The sequence below is a fragment of the Shimia sp. R11_0 genome (genome assembly GCF_017744035.1).
In the GTDB taxonomy this organism is placed as follows: Bacteria; Pseudomonadota; Alphaproteobacteria; order Rhodobacterales; family Rhodobacteraceae; genus Shimia; species Shimia marina.
Genome location: NZ_JAGHQY010000001.1, coordinates 38,494 through 53,237 on the forward strand (window position 1 = coordinate 38,494; position 14,744 = coordinate 53,237).

Genomic DNA, 14,744 nt, shown 5'->3' on the forward strand with positions numbered 1-14,744 from the left:
ATATCTGGACGCCACCAGTTGTCTGTTTTGATCTGAGGGCTTAGCCAATCAGACCTTCTTTGCGAAACAGCTCTTTGATGTCCGCTTCCGGGCGGGCACCATAGTGGCTGATGACCTCTGCGGCAGCGATGCAGCCCATCCGGCCCGCCACTTCCAGAGATTGCCCTGTGGCAACACCATAAAGGAAACCGCAGGCAAACTGATCGCCCGCACCTGTGGCATCTACGGGCACGATTTCATTGACAGGCACGGTGGCCTGCTCCTCCCCCCGCAGCAGAACAACATCATGGCCAGAACGGGTGCAGACCACCATGCCGGCATCCTGTGACGCCTGCTCAAGCGCGTTGCTCAGATCGGTTTCATAAAGCGAGGCCCATTCGTGCTCGTTGCCGATGACAAAGTCGAGCTCCTTCACCAGGCGACGGAAATCGGCGCGATGGCGCTCCACACAGAAAGGATCAGAGAGCGCGATCCCCGCAAGTCCGCCGCCATCCCGGCACAGTTTGGCTGCGCGCTCAAAGGCCTCTTTGCCCTTGGGCTTGTCATAGAGGTAACCCTCCAAAAACAGCAGCTGCGCCTGACCGGCCACATCATCAGACACATCTTCAGGCCCGACCTCGGAGGAAATCCCCAGATATGTGTTCATCGAGCGCTCCCCATCCGGGGACACGAATATCATAGAGCGGGAGGTGGGCAGATCGCCGCCGGCCACAGGCGGGTTTACGAAATCCGTACCGCCCGTCTGCATCGACTGGGCATAGAATTGCCCCAGCGCATCATCATGCACCCGCCCGATAAAGGCAGTGGACAACCCCAGCGCGCCAAGGCCTGCCAGCGTGTTGGCCACAGAGCCGCCCGGCGCCTGCGTGCGGTTGGTCATGGCGGCATAGAGCATCTCGCCACGCTCTTTTTCCACCAGCTGCATGATGCCTTTCTGAATCCCCATCAGATCCAGAAAACTGTCATCAGACTGGCTGATCACATCGACGATGGCGTTGCCGATGCCGACAACCTGATATTGTTTCATAGGGCCTTGTCCTCAAATAGGCAGAGATCACGGATCAAACAGTTGCTGCACATGGGTTTGCGCGCCTTACACACGTAACGCCCGTGCAGGATCATCCAATGATGTGCATGAAGCTGAAAGTCCACAGGGATGTGATCTTCGATGGCGCGCTCCACCGCCACCACATCTTTGCCGGGGCAGACTCCGGAGCGGTTGCCAAAACGATAGATATGCGTGTCCACCGCCTGCGCCGGGTAGCGCCACCACATATTGAGCACCACATTGGCCGTCTTGCGCCCCACCCCCGGCAGGCTTTCCAAAGCGGCGCGGGAGTTGGGCACCTCTCCGCCATATTGCTCCACAAGGATCTTGGAGAGCTTCATGACGTTTTTGGCTTTGTTGCGGTATAACCCAATGGTTTTAATGTGCTCGATCAGGGCCTCTTCTCCCAGATCCAGCATCTTTTGCGGCGTGTCCGCCACTTTGAACAGATCTTTGGTGGCGCGATTGACGCCAACATCGGTTGCTTGAGCCGACAGGGCAACGGCCACCACCAATGTATAGACATTGACGTGATCCAATTCGCCTTTGGGTTCGGCCTCAGCTGCCTCAAACCGGGTGAAGATCTCCCGGATGGTGTGATAATCCAGTTGCTTTGCCATGAGCGACCTTTGGCATGGGCACCCCCAAGCTGACAAGGGTACAGACCAAGATGGCGACGAATCCCCGCGCCTGCACACAGAGACTGTGGACAACAACCCCCTCTTATCCACCGTTTTCGCAAATGCGCTATGCGCCTGCTGCAAGCAATTTCAGCGATTCCTTTTTCTGCATCGCAGCATACCCCTGTGGATTGTGTCAGAGTCGCAACACCGGCTTTCCTTGCGACCCCCGGAAAACACTCACGGAATCCCCGGTTTTACCGCCAAATCCCACACGCTGCGGCGCGTTGAAGCCGGGCAGAACGGGTGACCAACTGCGTCATCTCACTGGCTTCTAGAAGTGTTCAAAAAAAATGCGTTTTCCACATATTAACAGACACTTAATTGCCTGTGGATAGATTCTTTTTTGCAAATGCCTGAGTCAAGTTCGAAGTTCAGTTGCCCGTTTGAGGCCCCTATTGCTAGTTTCTTCCAGCGATTCACTTCGCCTTGGGGGGGACAGACGCCGACACGTGATGGCTTAGGCCATACCGGGCGACTGCACTGGTTGCACAACGATGTAGCCGGGCGGTTGTCTGACAGCTCACCTGTTCCAACAAATCTGCGCTTGCGCATGAAGACATATTCAACCGGGGAATAGGGACCCCCGGAACGGTTGAGGCATGTCTTTATGTGGCCGTTTTGACCCAATGGCTCGGTGCAATCCAAAAATAAAACTAAGGATCGGGCTCAGCCCGGCAAGACTAGACGCGTGAAGGAATATGGGGACAGATGACCGACGATAAATGGGGCGACATTCGGCAAGACCTTTTGAAAACGGTGGGCCAGAACAACTTTAAAACTTGGATTGAGCCAGTCGCTTTCGCAAATTTGCAAGATGGGGTGGCAACGTTTCACGTGCCAACCAACTTTATTGGCAATTATGTATCGCAGAATTACGGCGACCTGATCATGCATCAGTTCCATCAGGCCGGCGAAAACGTACAGCGCATGCAATTCAAAGTGGCCGCCCAAAAGGCACAGCGCGCCGCTGCAGCGCCCAAAGCTGTCACGCGCAGCAAATCTACCGCTACAAAAGCGGAAAACGCTGTCCAGTCTGAGGCAGAGATGACCGGTGCGCCACTGGATCCGCGTTTTACCTTTGACAGCTTTGTTGTCGGCAAACCCAACGAACTGGCCAATGCCGCTGCGCGCCGCGTGGCCGAAGGTGGCCCGGTGACCTTCAATCCGCTGTTTCTCTATGGTGGCGTGGGTCTTGGTAAAACGCACTTGATGCACGCGATTGCATGGGAGCTTCAGGCGCATCGCCCCGACCTGAACGTGCTCTACCTCTCCGCCGAACAGTTTATGTACCGCTTTGTGCAGGCGCTGCGGGATCGCAAAATGATGGACTTCAAGGAGCTGTTCCGCTCCGTGGATGTTCTGATGGTGGATGATGTTCAATTCATCGCTGGCAAAGACAGCACACAGGAAGAATTCTTCCACACTTTCAACGCGCTTGTGGATCAAAACAAGCAGATCATCATTTCAGCCGATCGCGCGCCCGGTGAGATCAAGGATCTGGAAGATCGCATCAAGAGCCGCCTGCAATGCGGTCTCGTGGTGGATCTGCACCCAACGGACTATGAGCTGCGTCTGGGCATTCTGCAAAACAAGGTTGAAACCTACCGCCAGCAATACCCGGAGCTGCAGCTGGCCGACGGGGTTCTGGAATTCCTCGCGCATCGCATCTCCACCAATGTGCGCGTTCTCGAAGGCGCTCTGACACGTCTGTTCGCTTTTGCCTCCCTCGTGGGGCGCGAGATCACCATGGAGCTGACGCAGGACTGTCTGTCAGATGTGCTGCGCGCCTCTGAGCGTAAGATCTCTGTGGAAGAAATTCAGCGCAAGGTCGCAGATCACTACAATATCCGTCTCAGCGACATGATTGGCCCCAAGCGCGTGCGCACCTTTGCACGCCCCCGCCAGGTTGCCATGTATCTGTGCAAACAGCTGACCAGCCGGTCGCTGCCAGAAATAGGCCGCCGCTTTGGCGGGCGTGATCACACCACGGTCATGCACGGCGTGCGCCGCATCGAAGAGCTGCGCAATTCGGATGGTCAGATCGCCGAAGATCTGGAAATGCTGCGCCGGGCACTGGAAGCCTGAGGCATTTGCCTAAAAAACGTGACCAAAACGCCGCGTCCCAGAGGTGCGGCGTTTTCATTTCGGTGCTTGGCGCTTGACGGTCCAGCCGAAGTATTCAACAACCTATAAAAAGACTTGTGCTGGTGCGGCGAAAGGCTAACGTGGCTGTCCCGGCAATCGAGAGGGTGAAGGGATGAAAATCAGTATCGAACGCGCCGTGCTCCTGAAGGCAGTGAGCCAAGCGCAATCCGTTGTGGAACGTCGCAACACCATTCCGATCCTTGCCAATGTTCTGATCGAAGCCGAAGGCGACACGGTGCAGTTCCGCGCCACGGATCTGGACATCGAAGTGGTCGACAAAGCCAATGCCATGGTGGAACGCGCTGGTGCCACAACCGTGGCCGCGACCACACTGCATGAAATCGTACGCAAGCTGCCAGACGGCGCGCTGGTCACCCTGACCGACGACAGTGCAGCGGGCCGGCTGACCGTGGAAGCGGGCCGCTCCAACTTCTCGCTGGCAACCCTGCCGCGCGAAGATTTCCCGGTGATGGCCTCCTCGGAATACACCTCAAACTTCTCCGCGCCTGCGCCTGCGCTGCGCCGCCTGTTTGACAAATCGAAGTTCGCGATCTCCACCGAAGAGACCCGCTATTATCTGAACGGCGTCTATATGCATGTCGCCGACGCAGATGGTGCCAAGGCGCTGCGAGCTGTGGCCACCGATGGCCACCGTCTGGCGCGCATTGACACGGATCTGCCCGATGGCGCAGCGGATATGCCCGGCGTGATCGTGCCGCGCAAAACCGTTGGCGAGCTGCGCAAGCTGCTGGATGACGACGAAATGGAAATCGCCGTCTCCGTGAGCGAAACCAAAGTGCGCTTTGCCACGCCCAACATCACTCTGACCTCCAAGGTGATCGACGGCACCTTCCCCGATTACAGCCGCGTGATCCCACAGGGCAACACCCGCAAGCTCGAAGTGGACGCCGCCGAATTTGCCAAAGCGGTAGACCGTGTGGCCACCGTCTCCTCCGAACGCTCCCGCGCTGTGAAGCTGCAACTGGACGAAGACCGTCTAGTGCTGTCGGTGAATTCGCCGGACAGCGGTGCCGCCGAAGAAGAGCTGGCCGTGGCTTACAATGACGAGCGTCTGGAAATTGGCTTTAACGCGAAATATCTGCTGGAAATCGCCAGCCAGGTAGATCGCGAAAACGCCGTCTTCCTGTTCAACTCCGCCGGAGATCCGACCCTGATGCGCGAAGGCAATGACACCTCCGCCGTCTATGTCGTGATGCCAATGCGGGTATGATCCACTGACGCGGCAACCTGCGGCGCAGCGATCTGGCCCAGCAAGAAAACGGGCACATGTCTGAGCTGTATCTGACTTCATTGAACCTGTCCCATTTCAGGTCCCACAAAAAGGGCGCGCTCCAGTGTGATGCGCGCCCTGTGGCGCTTTATGGGCCCAATGGGGCGGGCAAGACCAATATTCTTGAGGCGGTTTCTCTGTTCTCACCTGGGCGTGGCATTCGCCGGGCCAGTGCCGAAGAGATGACCCGCCGCCCAGAGGCCATCGGCTGGAAGCTGTCCGGGCTTCTGAAGTCGGGCGGATCCTCCTATGAAATTGACATTAAATCAGAAAATGGCGCCGCCCGTCAGGTTCAGATTGATGGAAAAACCGCGCCTCAGACGCAGCTTGGGCGGCTGGCGCGTGTGCTCTGGCTGATCCCCTCCATGGACCGGCTCTGGATCGAAGGGGCCGAAGGGCGGCGGCGGTTTTTGGACCGCATGACGCTGAGCTTCTATCCCGATCACGCCGAAGCCACGCTGGCCTATGAAAAATCCATGCGTGAGCGCAACCGCTTGCTGAAAGAACAGATCAGCGATGCCCATTGGTATGTTGCGCTGGAGCGGCAGATGGCCGAGCATGGCGCGCACATCCAATCCGCTCGCGCCAAGACCGTTGAGCGCCTGCTGGACGCACAGGCAGCAACACAAACCGCCTTCCCCGTGGCGGAACTGGAACTGATGCAATCCGAAGGCGCGCTGCCCGACACTGCCGCAGATCTGCTGGAAGCCCTGGCGGAAAGCCGGTTTCGCGACATTGCGGCAGGGCGCACGCTTGTGGGGCCACACCGCACCGATATGATCGGCACCTACCGGAAGAAAGGCGTGCCCGCCAAAGACTGCTCCACCGGCGAGCAAAAGGCGCTTCTGGTCTCTCTGATCCTCGCCAATGCCCGCGCGCTCAAACAGGATCTGGGAGCCGCGCCCATTCTGTTGCTGGATGAGGTCGCTGCCCATCTGGATCCCGACCGCCGCGCGGCGCTTTATGATGAGATCTGCGCGCTTGGGGCACAGGCGTGGATGACCGGAACGGAAGTGGGTTTGTTTGAAGCGCTTGGGGCGCGTGCGCAATATGTGGAAGTCACCGATGAGGCCGGTCTTTCCGCCCTCTCCACATTGGGTCAGGCACCACAGGCACAATAGCAAAAAGTCGCCCCAATTGCGTGACATCCCCGGCCAAAGCCGATATAAAATCGGGAAACCAAAAAGGGCCACATGAATGTCTGACAGCGCGCAAAATCCCGAGCAATATGGCGCGGATTCCATTAAAGTTCTCAAAGGCTTGGAAGCGGTCCGGAAACGTCCGGGCATGTATATCGGCGATACCGATGATGGCTCGGGTCTGCACCATATGGTCTATGAGGTTGTGGACAACGGCATTGATGAGGCGTTGGCCAATCACGCTGACCATGTACGCGTGAAAATTCACGCCGACAGTTCTGTCTCCGTGTTTGATAACGGGCGCGGGATTCCGGTGGATATTCACCCTGAAGAAGGCGTGTCTGCGGCCGAGGTGATCATGACCCAGCTGCACGCTGGCGGCAAATTTGACAGCAACTCCTACAAGGTTTCCGGCGGTCTGCACGGTGTGGGTGTTTCGGTTGTAAACGCGCTGTCGGTCTGGCTGGAACTGCGGATTTGGCGCAACGGCAAAGAGCACTACGCCAAGTTTGAGCATGGCGATTGTACCGAACACCTGCGCGTGGTGCAGGACTGTGGCGATGAGACCGGCACGGAAGTGCGCTTCATGGCCTCCACCGAGACCTTCTCCAACATCGACTATTCTTTTGACACGCTGGAAAAGCGCCTGCGCGAGCTGGCCTTCCTGAACTCCGGCGTGCGCATCATTCTGGAAGATGAACGCCCTGCCGAGCCGCTGCGCACCGAGCTCTATTACGACGGTGGTGTGAATGAGTTTGTGAAATACATCGACCGTCACAAAACCTCCCTGATGGAGGCGCCAATCTATGTGAAAGGCGAGAAGGACGACATCGGTGTGGAAGTCGCCATGTGGTGGAATGACAGCTATCATGAAAATGTGCTGCCCTTCACCAACAACATCCCACAGCGCGATGGCGGTACGCATATCGCAGGCTTCCGAGGCGCGCTGACCCGCACATTGCAGAAATACGCGCAGGAAAGCGGCATCGCCAAGAAAGAAAAGATCACCTTCACCGGTGATGATGCCCGCGAAGGTCTGACCTGTGTGCTCTCCGTGAAAGTGCCGGATCCGAAATTCAGCTCGCAGACCAAAGACAAGCTGGTGAGTTCCGAGGTGCGCCCGGCCGTTGAAGGGCTGATGAACGAGAAGCTGACGGAATGGTTTGAGGAAAACCCGCAGACCGCCAAGATGATCGTTTCCAAAATTCTTGAGGCCGCCCATGCCCGGGAAGCCGCCCGTAAGGCGCGTGAGCTGACCCGGCGCAAAACCGCGATGGATGTGAACTTCCTCGCCGGCAAGCTGAAAGACTGTGCCGAGAAAGACCCCTCCAAGACCGAAGTCTTCCTCGTGGAGGGGGACTCCGCTGGTGGGTCCGCACAGACCGGACGGGACCGGATGACACAGGCGATTCTGCCCCTGCGCGGTAAGATTCTGAACGTGGAACGCGCCCGCTTTGACCGCATGCTGAGCTCGCAGGAGATCGGCAACCTCGTGATGGCGCTTGGCACCGGTATTGGCCGCGATGAATTCAGCCTCGAAAAGCTGCGCTACCATAAGGTGGTGATCATGACCGATGCGGACGTGGACGGCGCCCACATCCGTACACTTCTGCTGACATTCTTTTACCGTCAGATGCCCGAACTGATCGAGATGGGACATCTCTACATTGCGCAGCCGCCGCTCTACAAAGTGGCACGGGGCAAATCAGAGGTTTACCTGAAAGATCAGGCCGCGCTGGACGATTACCTGATCAATCAGGGCATTGAGGGCGCTGTACTCAAGCTGGGCAATGGTATGGAGATGACCGGGCAGGATCTGGCCCGTGTGGTCACAGAGGCGCGCCAGCTCAAGCAGGTTCTGGACGCCTTTCCAACGCATTATCCGCGCCACATTCTGGAACAGGCCGCCATTGCCGGGGCCTTTGTGCCCGGCGCTGTGGACAGCGATCTGCAAGGCGTCGCCGACAAAGTGGCCGCGCGGCTGGATCTGATCGCGCTGGAATATGAGCGCGGCTGGCAGGGCCGGATCACACAGGATCACGGCATCAAACTGGCGCGCATTCTGCGCGGTGTGGAAGAGGTGCGCACGTTGGATGGCCCGATGCTGCGCTCTGGTGAGGCCCGCAAATCCGGCAGCTTCACAGACAGCCTGCAAGAAGTATACGGCAGCCCCGCCACTTTGATGCGCAAAGACCGCAGCCAGATTATCCACGGCCCGCTAGACCTGCTGCGCGCCATTCTGGAAGAGGGCGAAAAAGGCCTGACGCTGCAACGCTACAAAGGTCTGGGGGAAATGAACCCCGATCAGCTCTGGGAAACCACGCTGGATCCGGACGCCCGCACGCTGCTTCAGGTGAAAGTCGAAGACATGGCCGAGGCGGATGATCTCTTCACCAAGCTGATGGGCGATGTGGTGGAGCCCCGCCGCGAGTTCATCCAGAAAAACGCACTGAGCGTGGAAAACCTCGACTTCTGAGATGCGCTGTATGATTCCCCATAGTCGTTCGTTTTGACTAATTTTGGCGAATTTCGGGTCAGGTAGTAAAGTGCCCTGAAATTCGCCAAAATCTGAAGACATTTTTGAATGCGGATGTTCACCATTTTGGCACCGTCAATTTACTCGCCTAAGCTGTGTTGAATTGGTTTTTCTCCCCTCGGTAGAATCGCGATTTGGCGACAGACCTTTCTATTGGTGCAAATAGAGATCAATGGCCCAGAATACGCGAGCGGCCCAAGGTGATCATTCGCAGCTTGCGCACCGAAGGCCCGGTTTGCCGAACACGAACCGCGCATCAAACTGAAACGAGTCCGGGTTAACTTTGGGTCAGCTGTCTGACGCCACCGGACTTGCGAATTGCCTCAGAAACTGTTGCACGCTTTCCTGTGCGATGCTGTCCATGTCTTCTGATTCACGCGTGCCGACGCTGTTCAAAATGGCCGGGATCAGGATCATGCTTTTGAACAGGGCGAGCAGACGCGCCGTGGCCGCATCGGGATCGGCGGGGATCAATTGCCCAGCTGCCATCGCATCCGCGACAAATCTGGTCAAGGGCACGTCGACCTCGCGATAGGCAGCGTTGAAGCGTTGTGCGGCCTCGGGGTTGCGCATGAATTCCGACTGCAAAACCCGCGATCCTGTCAGGAAGTCAGGCGTCATAGTTTGGCGCATATAGGCCCGCAATGCCTCAGTCAGCTGCGGGGCCAGCGGGTCATTTGGGTCGTGGTTCGGGATCTTCATATCAGACAGAACCTTGAGGGTCATGGCGCTGATCGCCTCGAACAGTGCCGCCTTACTGTCGAAATATTTGTAGAGCGTGCGTTTGGACACGGCGGCCACCTCGGCGATCCGTTCCATCCGCGCCCCTTTCAGCCCCTCTTCCTGAAACACCTGCAGCGCGGCGATTAGAATGTCGTCTTTTTTCGATTGCATTTGGATGGTTTAGGGCGTGCCCGCAAAAATGTAAACATAAACGTTTACAAGTGTATTGGCGGAGAGTATGTGAACGATATCGTTTACATGCTCTCCGCCAGAAAGGGCCTGTCCCATGCTGCTTTATGATGCCAACTCTCCCGGGCCAACCCCCGTCACCGTTCGCCAGTTCGTGCTGGAACGCGGCGGGATTGCGATGGATGTGGAACATGTTGAACTCGCCAAACGTGAAGAGGCGTTCCTGAACACCGTGAATGCCCGAGGCGAAGTGCCGGCGCTACGCTTGGACAGTGGCGCGGTGATCACCGAGATCACCGCGATCTGCGCCTATTTCGACGAAGTGGCCGAGGGTGGTGTTTCGTTGTTCGGCACCACGCCGGAGGAACGGGCCCTGGCCAACATGTGGACCCGGCGCGTCTATGGCGAAATCGCCTTTCCGATGGTGACCTGGTGGCGGGGAACGGAGATGGTCGTGCAGTTCTATCGCGGTCACCGGCTGGCAGCGACGAAGGCACAAGACTGGATGCAGGCTCAAGCTGAGCGCGGGTTGGAGCAGCTGGACCAAGACCTTGCCGGGCGCAGCTTTATCGTCGGGGATCGCCTGAGCATGGCCGATATCCTGCTGAACGCGTTCCTCTCCACGATGGCGCCAGTGGTGCCATGGCTCGACCGGACCGATCTGGAAAACGTCACTCGTTGGCGCACAACCATGGCGGCGCGCCCGTCCAGTGAACAGATGCTGGCTCCTCTGCCTTCACGCATCGGCTGACCTGAATAAAAGAAAGGGATCCTCCCATGACCAAACACCCCACCGCCGAACAAATGGCCATCATCCAGGCCATGGCCCAGGGCAATACCATCGTCAATCGCACCCCGGTGTTGAAGACGCCTGCCGACTACGGCATGGACTATGAAGACGTGTTCTTTCCGGCACTGGACGGCGTGCCGCTTGAGGCCTGGTTCATTCCGGCCGAAGGGTCCGACAAGCTGATCATCTGCAACCACCCGTTGACCTTCAGCCGTTACGGCTTCCCCGGCCACCTGGAGCCCTGGTCGCAGTTCGCGCCGGTGAATGTCGAATTTGGCAAGGCCTACAAGGCGTTGCATGACGCGGGCTACAACGTGCTGACCTATGATATGCGCAACCACGGCCACAGCGGCGCGGCCAATGCCGGGCTAGCTGCCTATGGGCTGTTTGAATGGCGTGATGTGGCGGGGGCGCAGATCTACGTACAAAGCCACGAGCGGCTGAAGCACATGACGGTAGGCCTGTTTAATCCCTGTAACGGGGGCAACTCGGCCATGGTGGCGATGAGCAAACGTCCTGACCTGTTCGTGGATGTTCGCGCCTTTGTCTGCCCGCAACCCTGCTCGTCGCGCACCGCATCTGAGGAGATTGGCAAACTGCAGGGGATCGGTGAGTTCATCGACCTTCTTGATCAGGAGCAACAGCGTCTTGGCGCCTTCCCGATGGCGCGCATGACCCCGCATCACTTCGCGGCAAATGTCACGGTGCCGACCTATGTGATCCAGGTGAAAGACGACCTGTGGACCCGGCCCGAGGATGTGCAGACGACCTATGATCTGCTGGGCACACCGGACAAGAAACTGCTCTGGGTGGAGGGCACTACGCAGCGTTTTGATGGCTACAACTACTTCGGTGAAAACCCGGAGAGCATGGTTGCCTTCTTTGACGAGCACATGGCCTGAGCCGAAAGGCATTCCCCGCCCGGGAACCTGGGCGGGGAACACCCTACTTTGGGGCTCAGTTACTTCGGTGCTTCCAGTGAGCCCCACTCCTGCAAGTGGTAATCCACCAGAACCTTGTTCACCTTCCAGCCCTCATCGGTCCGGTTCAGACCAAACTCGTAGCTGACCCAGCGATAGCCGCGTAGGGTGCCGCCGCTTTCGGCATAGGCACCGGCGGGGGTGTTTTCGACCACGATCACACCCTTGCTGAACACGGTCGCATTGTCTGGATCCTCAAAGAACACGCGCTCGTTCGAGGTGACATGATGCATGACGAACCGCTCAGTGCTGGCAAAGAAGCTCTCCCAGCGGGTGGCAATGTCATCGTTGGTCTTCACACTGGACACGCCGGGCTCGGTTTCCCCGATCGTGGTATCCACCTGATCACCCAGGATATTACGCACCACATCCCAGTGCTGGCTGTCGGCGGCATTGGTCAGGTTGGCGGTGACGCGCTGGATCTCCAGCACATCCACGATATTTTCGACGGTGATTCGCGAGCCCAGGAACGTCCTGTCTTCGGCGGTGGCAGGTGAGGATACGGCCAGGGTGGCGGCGATGGCGGCGGATTTGAGGGCGGTTTTCTTGGGTCTCTCCTTGGTTTGAAGCGGACAAATGTAAACTTGCGCCTTACTTTTTGAGGAGAGCGAGGGTAAATATAAACTAATAATTTACATTTTGTAGGGTGATCAGGTGAAACTAACTGAAAAGAAACGAAAATATATTGTTACCGCGGCAATCGAAGAGTTCCAAGAACACGGGTTCCGGGGGGGCAAGACCAGCCGAATCGCCAAAAGAGCCAACGTGTCGAGCCGGACGCTCTACAATCACTTCGAGACCAAGGACGCGCTTCTCGACGAAATCTCCAAGATCATGATCGAGCAGAAGGCAGCGGTGGAAAAAATCCCCTTTGATCCCGAACGTGACCTAGAGGAGCAACTGGCGGAAACCCTGCAAAGATATGTTGATGCGCTAACCGAGCCTGAGACCATCGCACTGACCCGAATGGTCACAGCTGAAATGCTGATCGACCTGGAGCGGTCGCAGGACTACTACGCGCAGCTTGCAACATTCCAGGACCCGATCACGCAGCTTATTTCTGAAGCGATGGATGCCGGAGCCATCCGGAGAACCGATCCGAAATACGCCTCCAGGCAGTTAATCAGCCTGATCCGAGATTTCTTCTACACACCTGATTTCATGTTTGGCCAGAAGCAGGAAAATGCGGGCGTCATGTCGGATTGCATCAAGATGTTCTTGGCGCACTACAAGGCAGAAATGCAGTGATCTGCCGGAGTACGCCAGCAGCGGGCCAATGGATGAGCAGAACCGAGAGCAGATTTTGACGAAAACACTCGAACGCGAGCAACGCTCGGGTTGCCGTTGTTTAAGTTTCATGGTGCCAATGCCTGCTTTGCCCCGAACATTAGGCCTTGGTGCTAACTGCAGCGAATGACCTCAATCTGACCAAAATGTCCAAGTCAGCGTCCGGCTCAAAGCGGCCATTCGTAGCTTGCGCAACGAAGATCCGGCTTGCCGAACACGAACCACGCATCAAACCGAAGAGGGGTCGGATAATTTGCTGCCAGTTGGCTCATATTTTTGGCAATTGACGAATTGCACTATGAATTGTTGAACGTTTTCCAGTGCGATCCCAATTATGCCTCTGGTTTGAGGTGGACCAAGTTGAGTTCATTTTCCGTCCCTACACGCATTGGTAGGAAAAGGTTCCGATACCCTGTGACACCAGGACTTTCATGCCCTGATGGTCATAAATTCCACCACAATAGGCATAGAAGAACGCGCATGAAATCGTTTTGACCGGGAAGACCTGTCCACCTCTATGGGTATGACCGGCGATGTAGAGGTCAGTTCCGGCCTCTTTCACATAGTCCGCACCAACCGGGCCATGATGCATGAGCAAGACGGGGGGGGACGCGAAACGCCGAGCGTCGGCAAAACCTGTTTGATGGTTTGCTTGCCTTCCGCCGGGTGCAGGTCGAACGCGTTCTCGTCGGCGTTCATATACCCCACAGCACGCTACTTGTGGGGTAATATGAAGCTTTCGCGCACTGCTGCGCGCTCAAAAGGTGGCAATGACAGCATCGCTGACACCGAAAGTTTACCATCAGGCCTTCCTGCCAGTCGAAATCCTCGCCGAAATTCTCGATTTTGAGCCCAAATTTCGCGCCCCCCAAAAGTCATTGATTTTGCTATCAAGATCTCAGGCGATGGGTTTGTTTCGTCGAGCCGAGAAACGCCTTTTTGAAGACTAGGCGTGCGAACAACTATGAGAGTTTCGCGAATTCTTTTGGGAATTCAGTGCGAACTTCTTCGGGTGCCTTCTGCGGAAATTTTACTTGGATTACGGAAGCTGCCGCGAACGCGTTCGCGGCGTCCTACATGCGCCTACATGGACGCGGCCTCATGTGATCAGGAAGCCCGGCTTTTGGTTGGGCTTTTTGCATAACGGCGGCGCGAGACAAAGCAGAGACATGGGGGCCAGCCCCCATACCCCCGGGATATTTTAGGTCAAATGAAGCAGACAGCGCGACGGGCTGTGCATGCGTTCAGAAGGCAAAAGACATCTGCAGATGTGCGGTGCGCCCGGTGATGGCTTCGATGGTCTTGCTCAGGCGTGCCTCGGCCAGCAGCACGACTTCAGCCGCCGCGCGGGCATCTTCACCTGCGTCATGGTGATGGAAGCGCAGGCCAAGCGCTTCTTTGAGATGGGCCAGCCCATGGCCACCGTTGCCGCGAAACTCTGGCCAGGCTTTGCGGGCCACCTTCACACTGTCCGCCCAGATCAGGCGGGAGACTGGCAGGCCGGCCTGCTGACAGGCCGCTGTGAGCGCCTTTTCATCAAAGCCACTGTGTTGGACCAGCAGTTGCCCCCGCAACAGAGGCTCAAGCTGCTTCCAGGCCTGCGCAAAACTGGGCGCGCCGCGTACGGTTGTCGCGTCAATGCCGGTAAGCTCCGTATTGAAAGGCGCAAACTCTTCCTGCGGATCAATGAAGGTGGCAAAGGTTTCCATCGTGCCATCCATGCGCACACAGGCCAGACCGATCTGGCTGATGCTGCCACGGTTGGCATTGGCGGTTTCCACATCCAAAGCAATGAAGCGGAACAGGCCCTGCGGAAGAGGCTGGTCAGGCAGAAACATCAAACCCCTCCGAAAACAGCCTCTGCCATCCAAGTTGATATGTGATGCGCCGCAACGCCATGCCAGATCCCTTGCTCCAACCGGGCCCCTCCTAT

The 14,744-nt window shown here is 57.3% G+C and carries 13 protein-coding genes; 8 read left to right on the top strand and 5 right to left on the bottom strand.

What is annotated here, in order from left to right; all coding sequences use genetic code 11:
- Positions 1-40: 40 nt before the first annotated feature.
- Positions 41-1,027, bottom strand: a complete 987-nt coding sequence (locus tag J7382_RS00175) for an adenosine kinase (RefSeq protein WP_209066342.1) — start codon at positions 1,025-1,027, stop codon at positions 41-43.
- Positions 1,024-1,668, bottom strand: coding sequence for an endonuclease III (nth, locus tag J7382_RS00180; RefSeq protein WP_209066343.1), 645 nt, complete (start codon positions 1,666-1,668; stop codon positions 1,024-1,026). The genes J7382_RS00175 and nth overlap by 4 nt, the downstream gene beginning before the upstream one ends.
- A gap of 771 nt (positions 1,669-2,439) precedes the next feature.
- Between nth and dnaA the strand changes: the two genes are divergently transcribed.
- From dnaA to gyrB, 4 genes are all read left to right on the top strand, one after another.
- Positions 2,440-3,816 carry a chromosomal replication initiator protein DnaA gene (dnaA, locus tag J7382_RS00185; protein ID WP_209066344.1) on the top strand — a complete coding sequence of 459 codons (1,377 nt, stop codon included), beginning with the start codon at positions 2,440-2,442 and terminating at the stop codon, positions 3,814-3,816.
- Between the two features lie 172 nt (positions 3,817-3,988).
- A complete protein-coding gene (gene dnaN, locus J7382_RS00190; RefSeq protein WP_058239851.1) occupies positions 3,989-5,107 on the top strand; it encodes a DNA polymerase III subunit beta in 1,119 nt (372 codons plus the stop codon).
- Positions 5,108-5,163: 56 nt separating this feature from the next.
- Entirely contained in the window at positions 5,164-6,288 is a 1,125-nt protein-coding gene (gene recF / locus J7382_RS00195; RefSeq protein ID WP_209066345.1) for a DNA replication/repair protein RecF, read from the top strand.
- 76 nt (positions 6,289-6,364) lie between these two features.
- The gene (gyrB, locus tag J7382_RS00200) at positions 6,365-8,782 is read left to right on the top strand and encodes a DNA topoisomerase (ATP-hydrolyzing) subunit B (RefSeq protein WP_209066346.1); all 2,418 of its coding nucleotides are present in this window, start codon (positions 6,365-6,367) and stop codon (positions 8,780-8,782) included.
- 348 nt (positions 8,783-9,130) lie between these two features.
- Here the strand turns inward: gyrB and J7382_RS00205 are convergent, their stop codons facing one another.
- Positions 9,131-9,736: a TetR/AcrR family transcriptional regulator gene (locus J7382_RS00205; RefSeq protein WP_209066347.1), complete on the bottom strand. Its 606-nt coding sequence runs from the start codon at positions 9,734-9,736 to the stop codon at positions 9,131-9,133.
- Between the two features lie 115 nt (positions 9,737-9,851).
- Between J7382_RS00205 and J7382_RS00210 the strand changes: the two genes are divergently transcribed.
- Both J7382_RS00210 and J7382_RS00215 read left to right on the top strand, forming a co-directional pair.
- Positions 9,852-10,505: a glutathione S-transferase family protein gene (locus J7382_RS00210; protein ID WP_209066348.1), complete on the top strand. Its 654-nt coding sequence runs from the start codon at positions 9,852-9,854 to the stop codon at positions 10,503-10,505.
- Between the two features lie 26 nt (positions 10,506-10,531).
- The gene (locus J7382_RS00215) at positions 10,532-11,446 is read left to right on the top strand and encodes an alpha/beta hydrolase (RefSeq protein WP_209066349.1); all 915 of its coding nucleotides are present in this window, start codon (positions 10,532-10,534) and stop codon (positions 11,444-11,446) included.
- 59 nt (positions 11,447-11,505) lie between these two features.
- On the opposite strand, the gene J7382_RS00220 is transcribed toward J7382_RS00215, so the two are convergent.
- On the bottom strand, positions 11,506-11,961 hold the full coding sequence (locus J7382_RS00220) for a nuclear transport factor 2 family protein (RefSeq protein WP_209066350.1): 456 nt from the start codon (positions 11,959-11,961) through the stop codon (positions 11,506-11,508).
- Between the two features lie 217 nt (positions 11,962-12,178).
- Here J7382_RS00220 and J7382_RS00225 point away from each other — a divergent pair, with 217 nt between their 5' ends.
- On the top strand, positions 12,179-12,772 hold the full coding sequence (locus tag J7382_RS00225; protein WP_209066351.1) for a TetR/AcrR family transcriptional regulator: 594 nt from the start codon (positions 12,179-12,181) through the stop codon (positions 12,770-12,772).
- 809 nt (positions 12,773-13,581) lie between these two features.
- A complete protein-coding gene (locus tag J7382_RS00230; protein ID WP_209066352.1) occupies positions 13,582-13,761 on the top strand; it encodes a hypothetical protein in 180 nt (59 codons plus the stop codon).
- 294 nt (positions 13,762-14,055) lie between these two features.
- On the opposite strand, the gene J7382_RS00235 is transcribed toward J7382_RS00230, so the two are convergent.
- On the bottom strand, positions 14,056-14,649 hold the full coding sequence (locus J7382_RS00235; RefSeq protein ID WP_209066353.1) for a 3'-5' exonuclease: 594 nt from the start codon (positions 14,647-14,649) through the stop codon (positions 14,056-14,058).
- Between the last annotated feature and the right edge of the window lie 95 nt (positions 14,650-14,744).

Excerpts from the sequence above, each read along its gene's own strand:
- J7382_RS00175 (WP_209066342.1), bottom strand. The coding sequence starts at position 1,027 with ATGAAACAATATCAGGTTGTCGGCATCGGCAACGCCATCGTCGATGTG.
- nth (WP_209066343.1), bottom strand. The coding sequence starts at position 1,668 with ATGGCAAAGCAACTGGATTATCACACCATCCGGGAGATCTTCACCCGG.
- dnaA (WP_209066344.1), top strand. The coding sequence starts at position 2,440 with ATGACCGACGATAAATGGGGCGACATTCGGCAAGACCTTTTGAAAACG.
- dnaN (WP_058239851.1), top strand. The coding sequence starts at position 3,989 with ATGAAAATCAGTATCGAACGCGCCGTGCTCCTGAAGGCAGTGAGCCAA.
- recF (WP_209066345.1), top strand. The coding sequence starts at position 5,164 with ATGTCTGAGCTGTATCTGACTTCATTGAACCTGTCCCATTTCAGGTCC.
- gyrB (WP_209066346.1), top strand. The coding sequence starts at position 6,365 with ATGTCTGACAGCGCGCAAAATCCCGAGCAATATGGCGCGGATTCCATT.
- J7382_RS00205 (WP_209066347.1), bottom strand. The coding sequence starts at position 9,736 with ATGCAATCGAAAAAAGACGACATTCTAATCGCCGCGCTGCAGGTGTTT.
- J7382_RS00210 (WP_209066348.1), top strand. The coding sequence starts at position 9,852 with ATGCTGCTTTATGATGCCAACTCTCCCGGGCCAACCCCCGTCACCGTT.
- J7382_RS00215 (WP_209066349.1), top strand. The coding sequence starts at position 10,532 with ATGACCAAACACCCCACCGCCGAACAAATGGCCATCATCCAGGCCATG.
- J7382_RS00230 (WP_209066352.1), top strand. The coding sequence starts at position 13,582 with ATGACAGCATCGCTGACACCGAAAGTTTACCATCAGGCCTTCCTGCCA.
- J7382_RS00235 (WP_209066353.1), bottom strand. The coding sequence starts at position 14,649 with ATGTTTCTGCCTGACCAGCCTCTTCCGCAGGGCCTGTTCCGCTTCATT.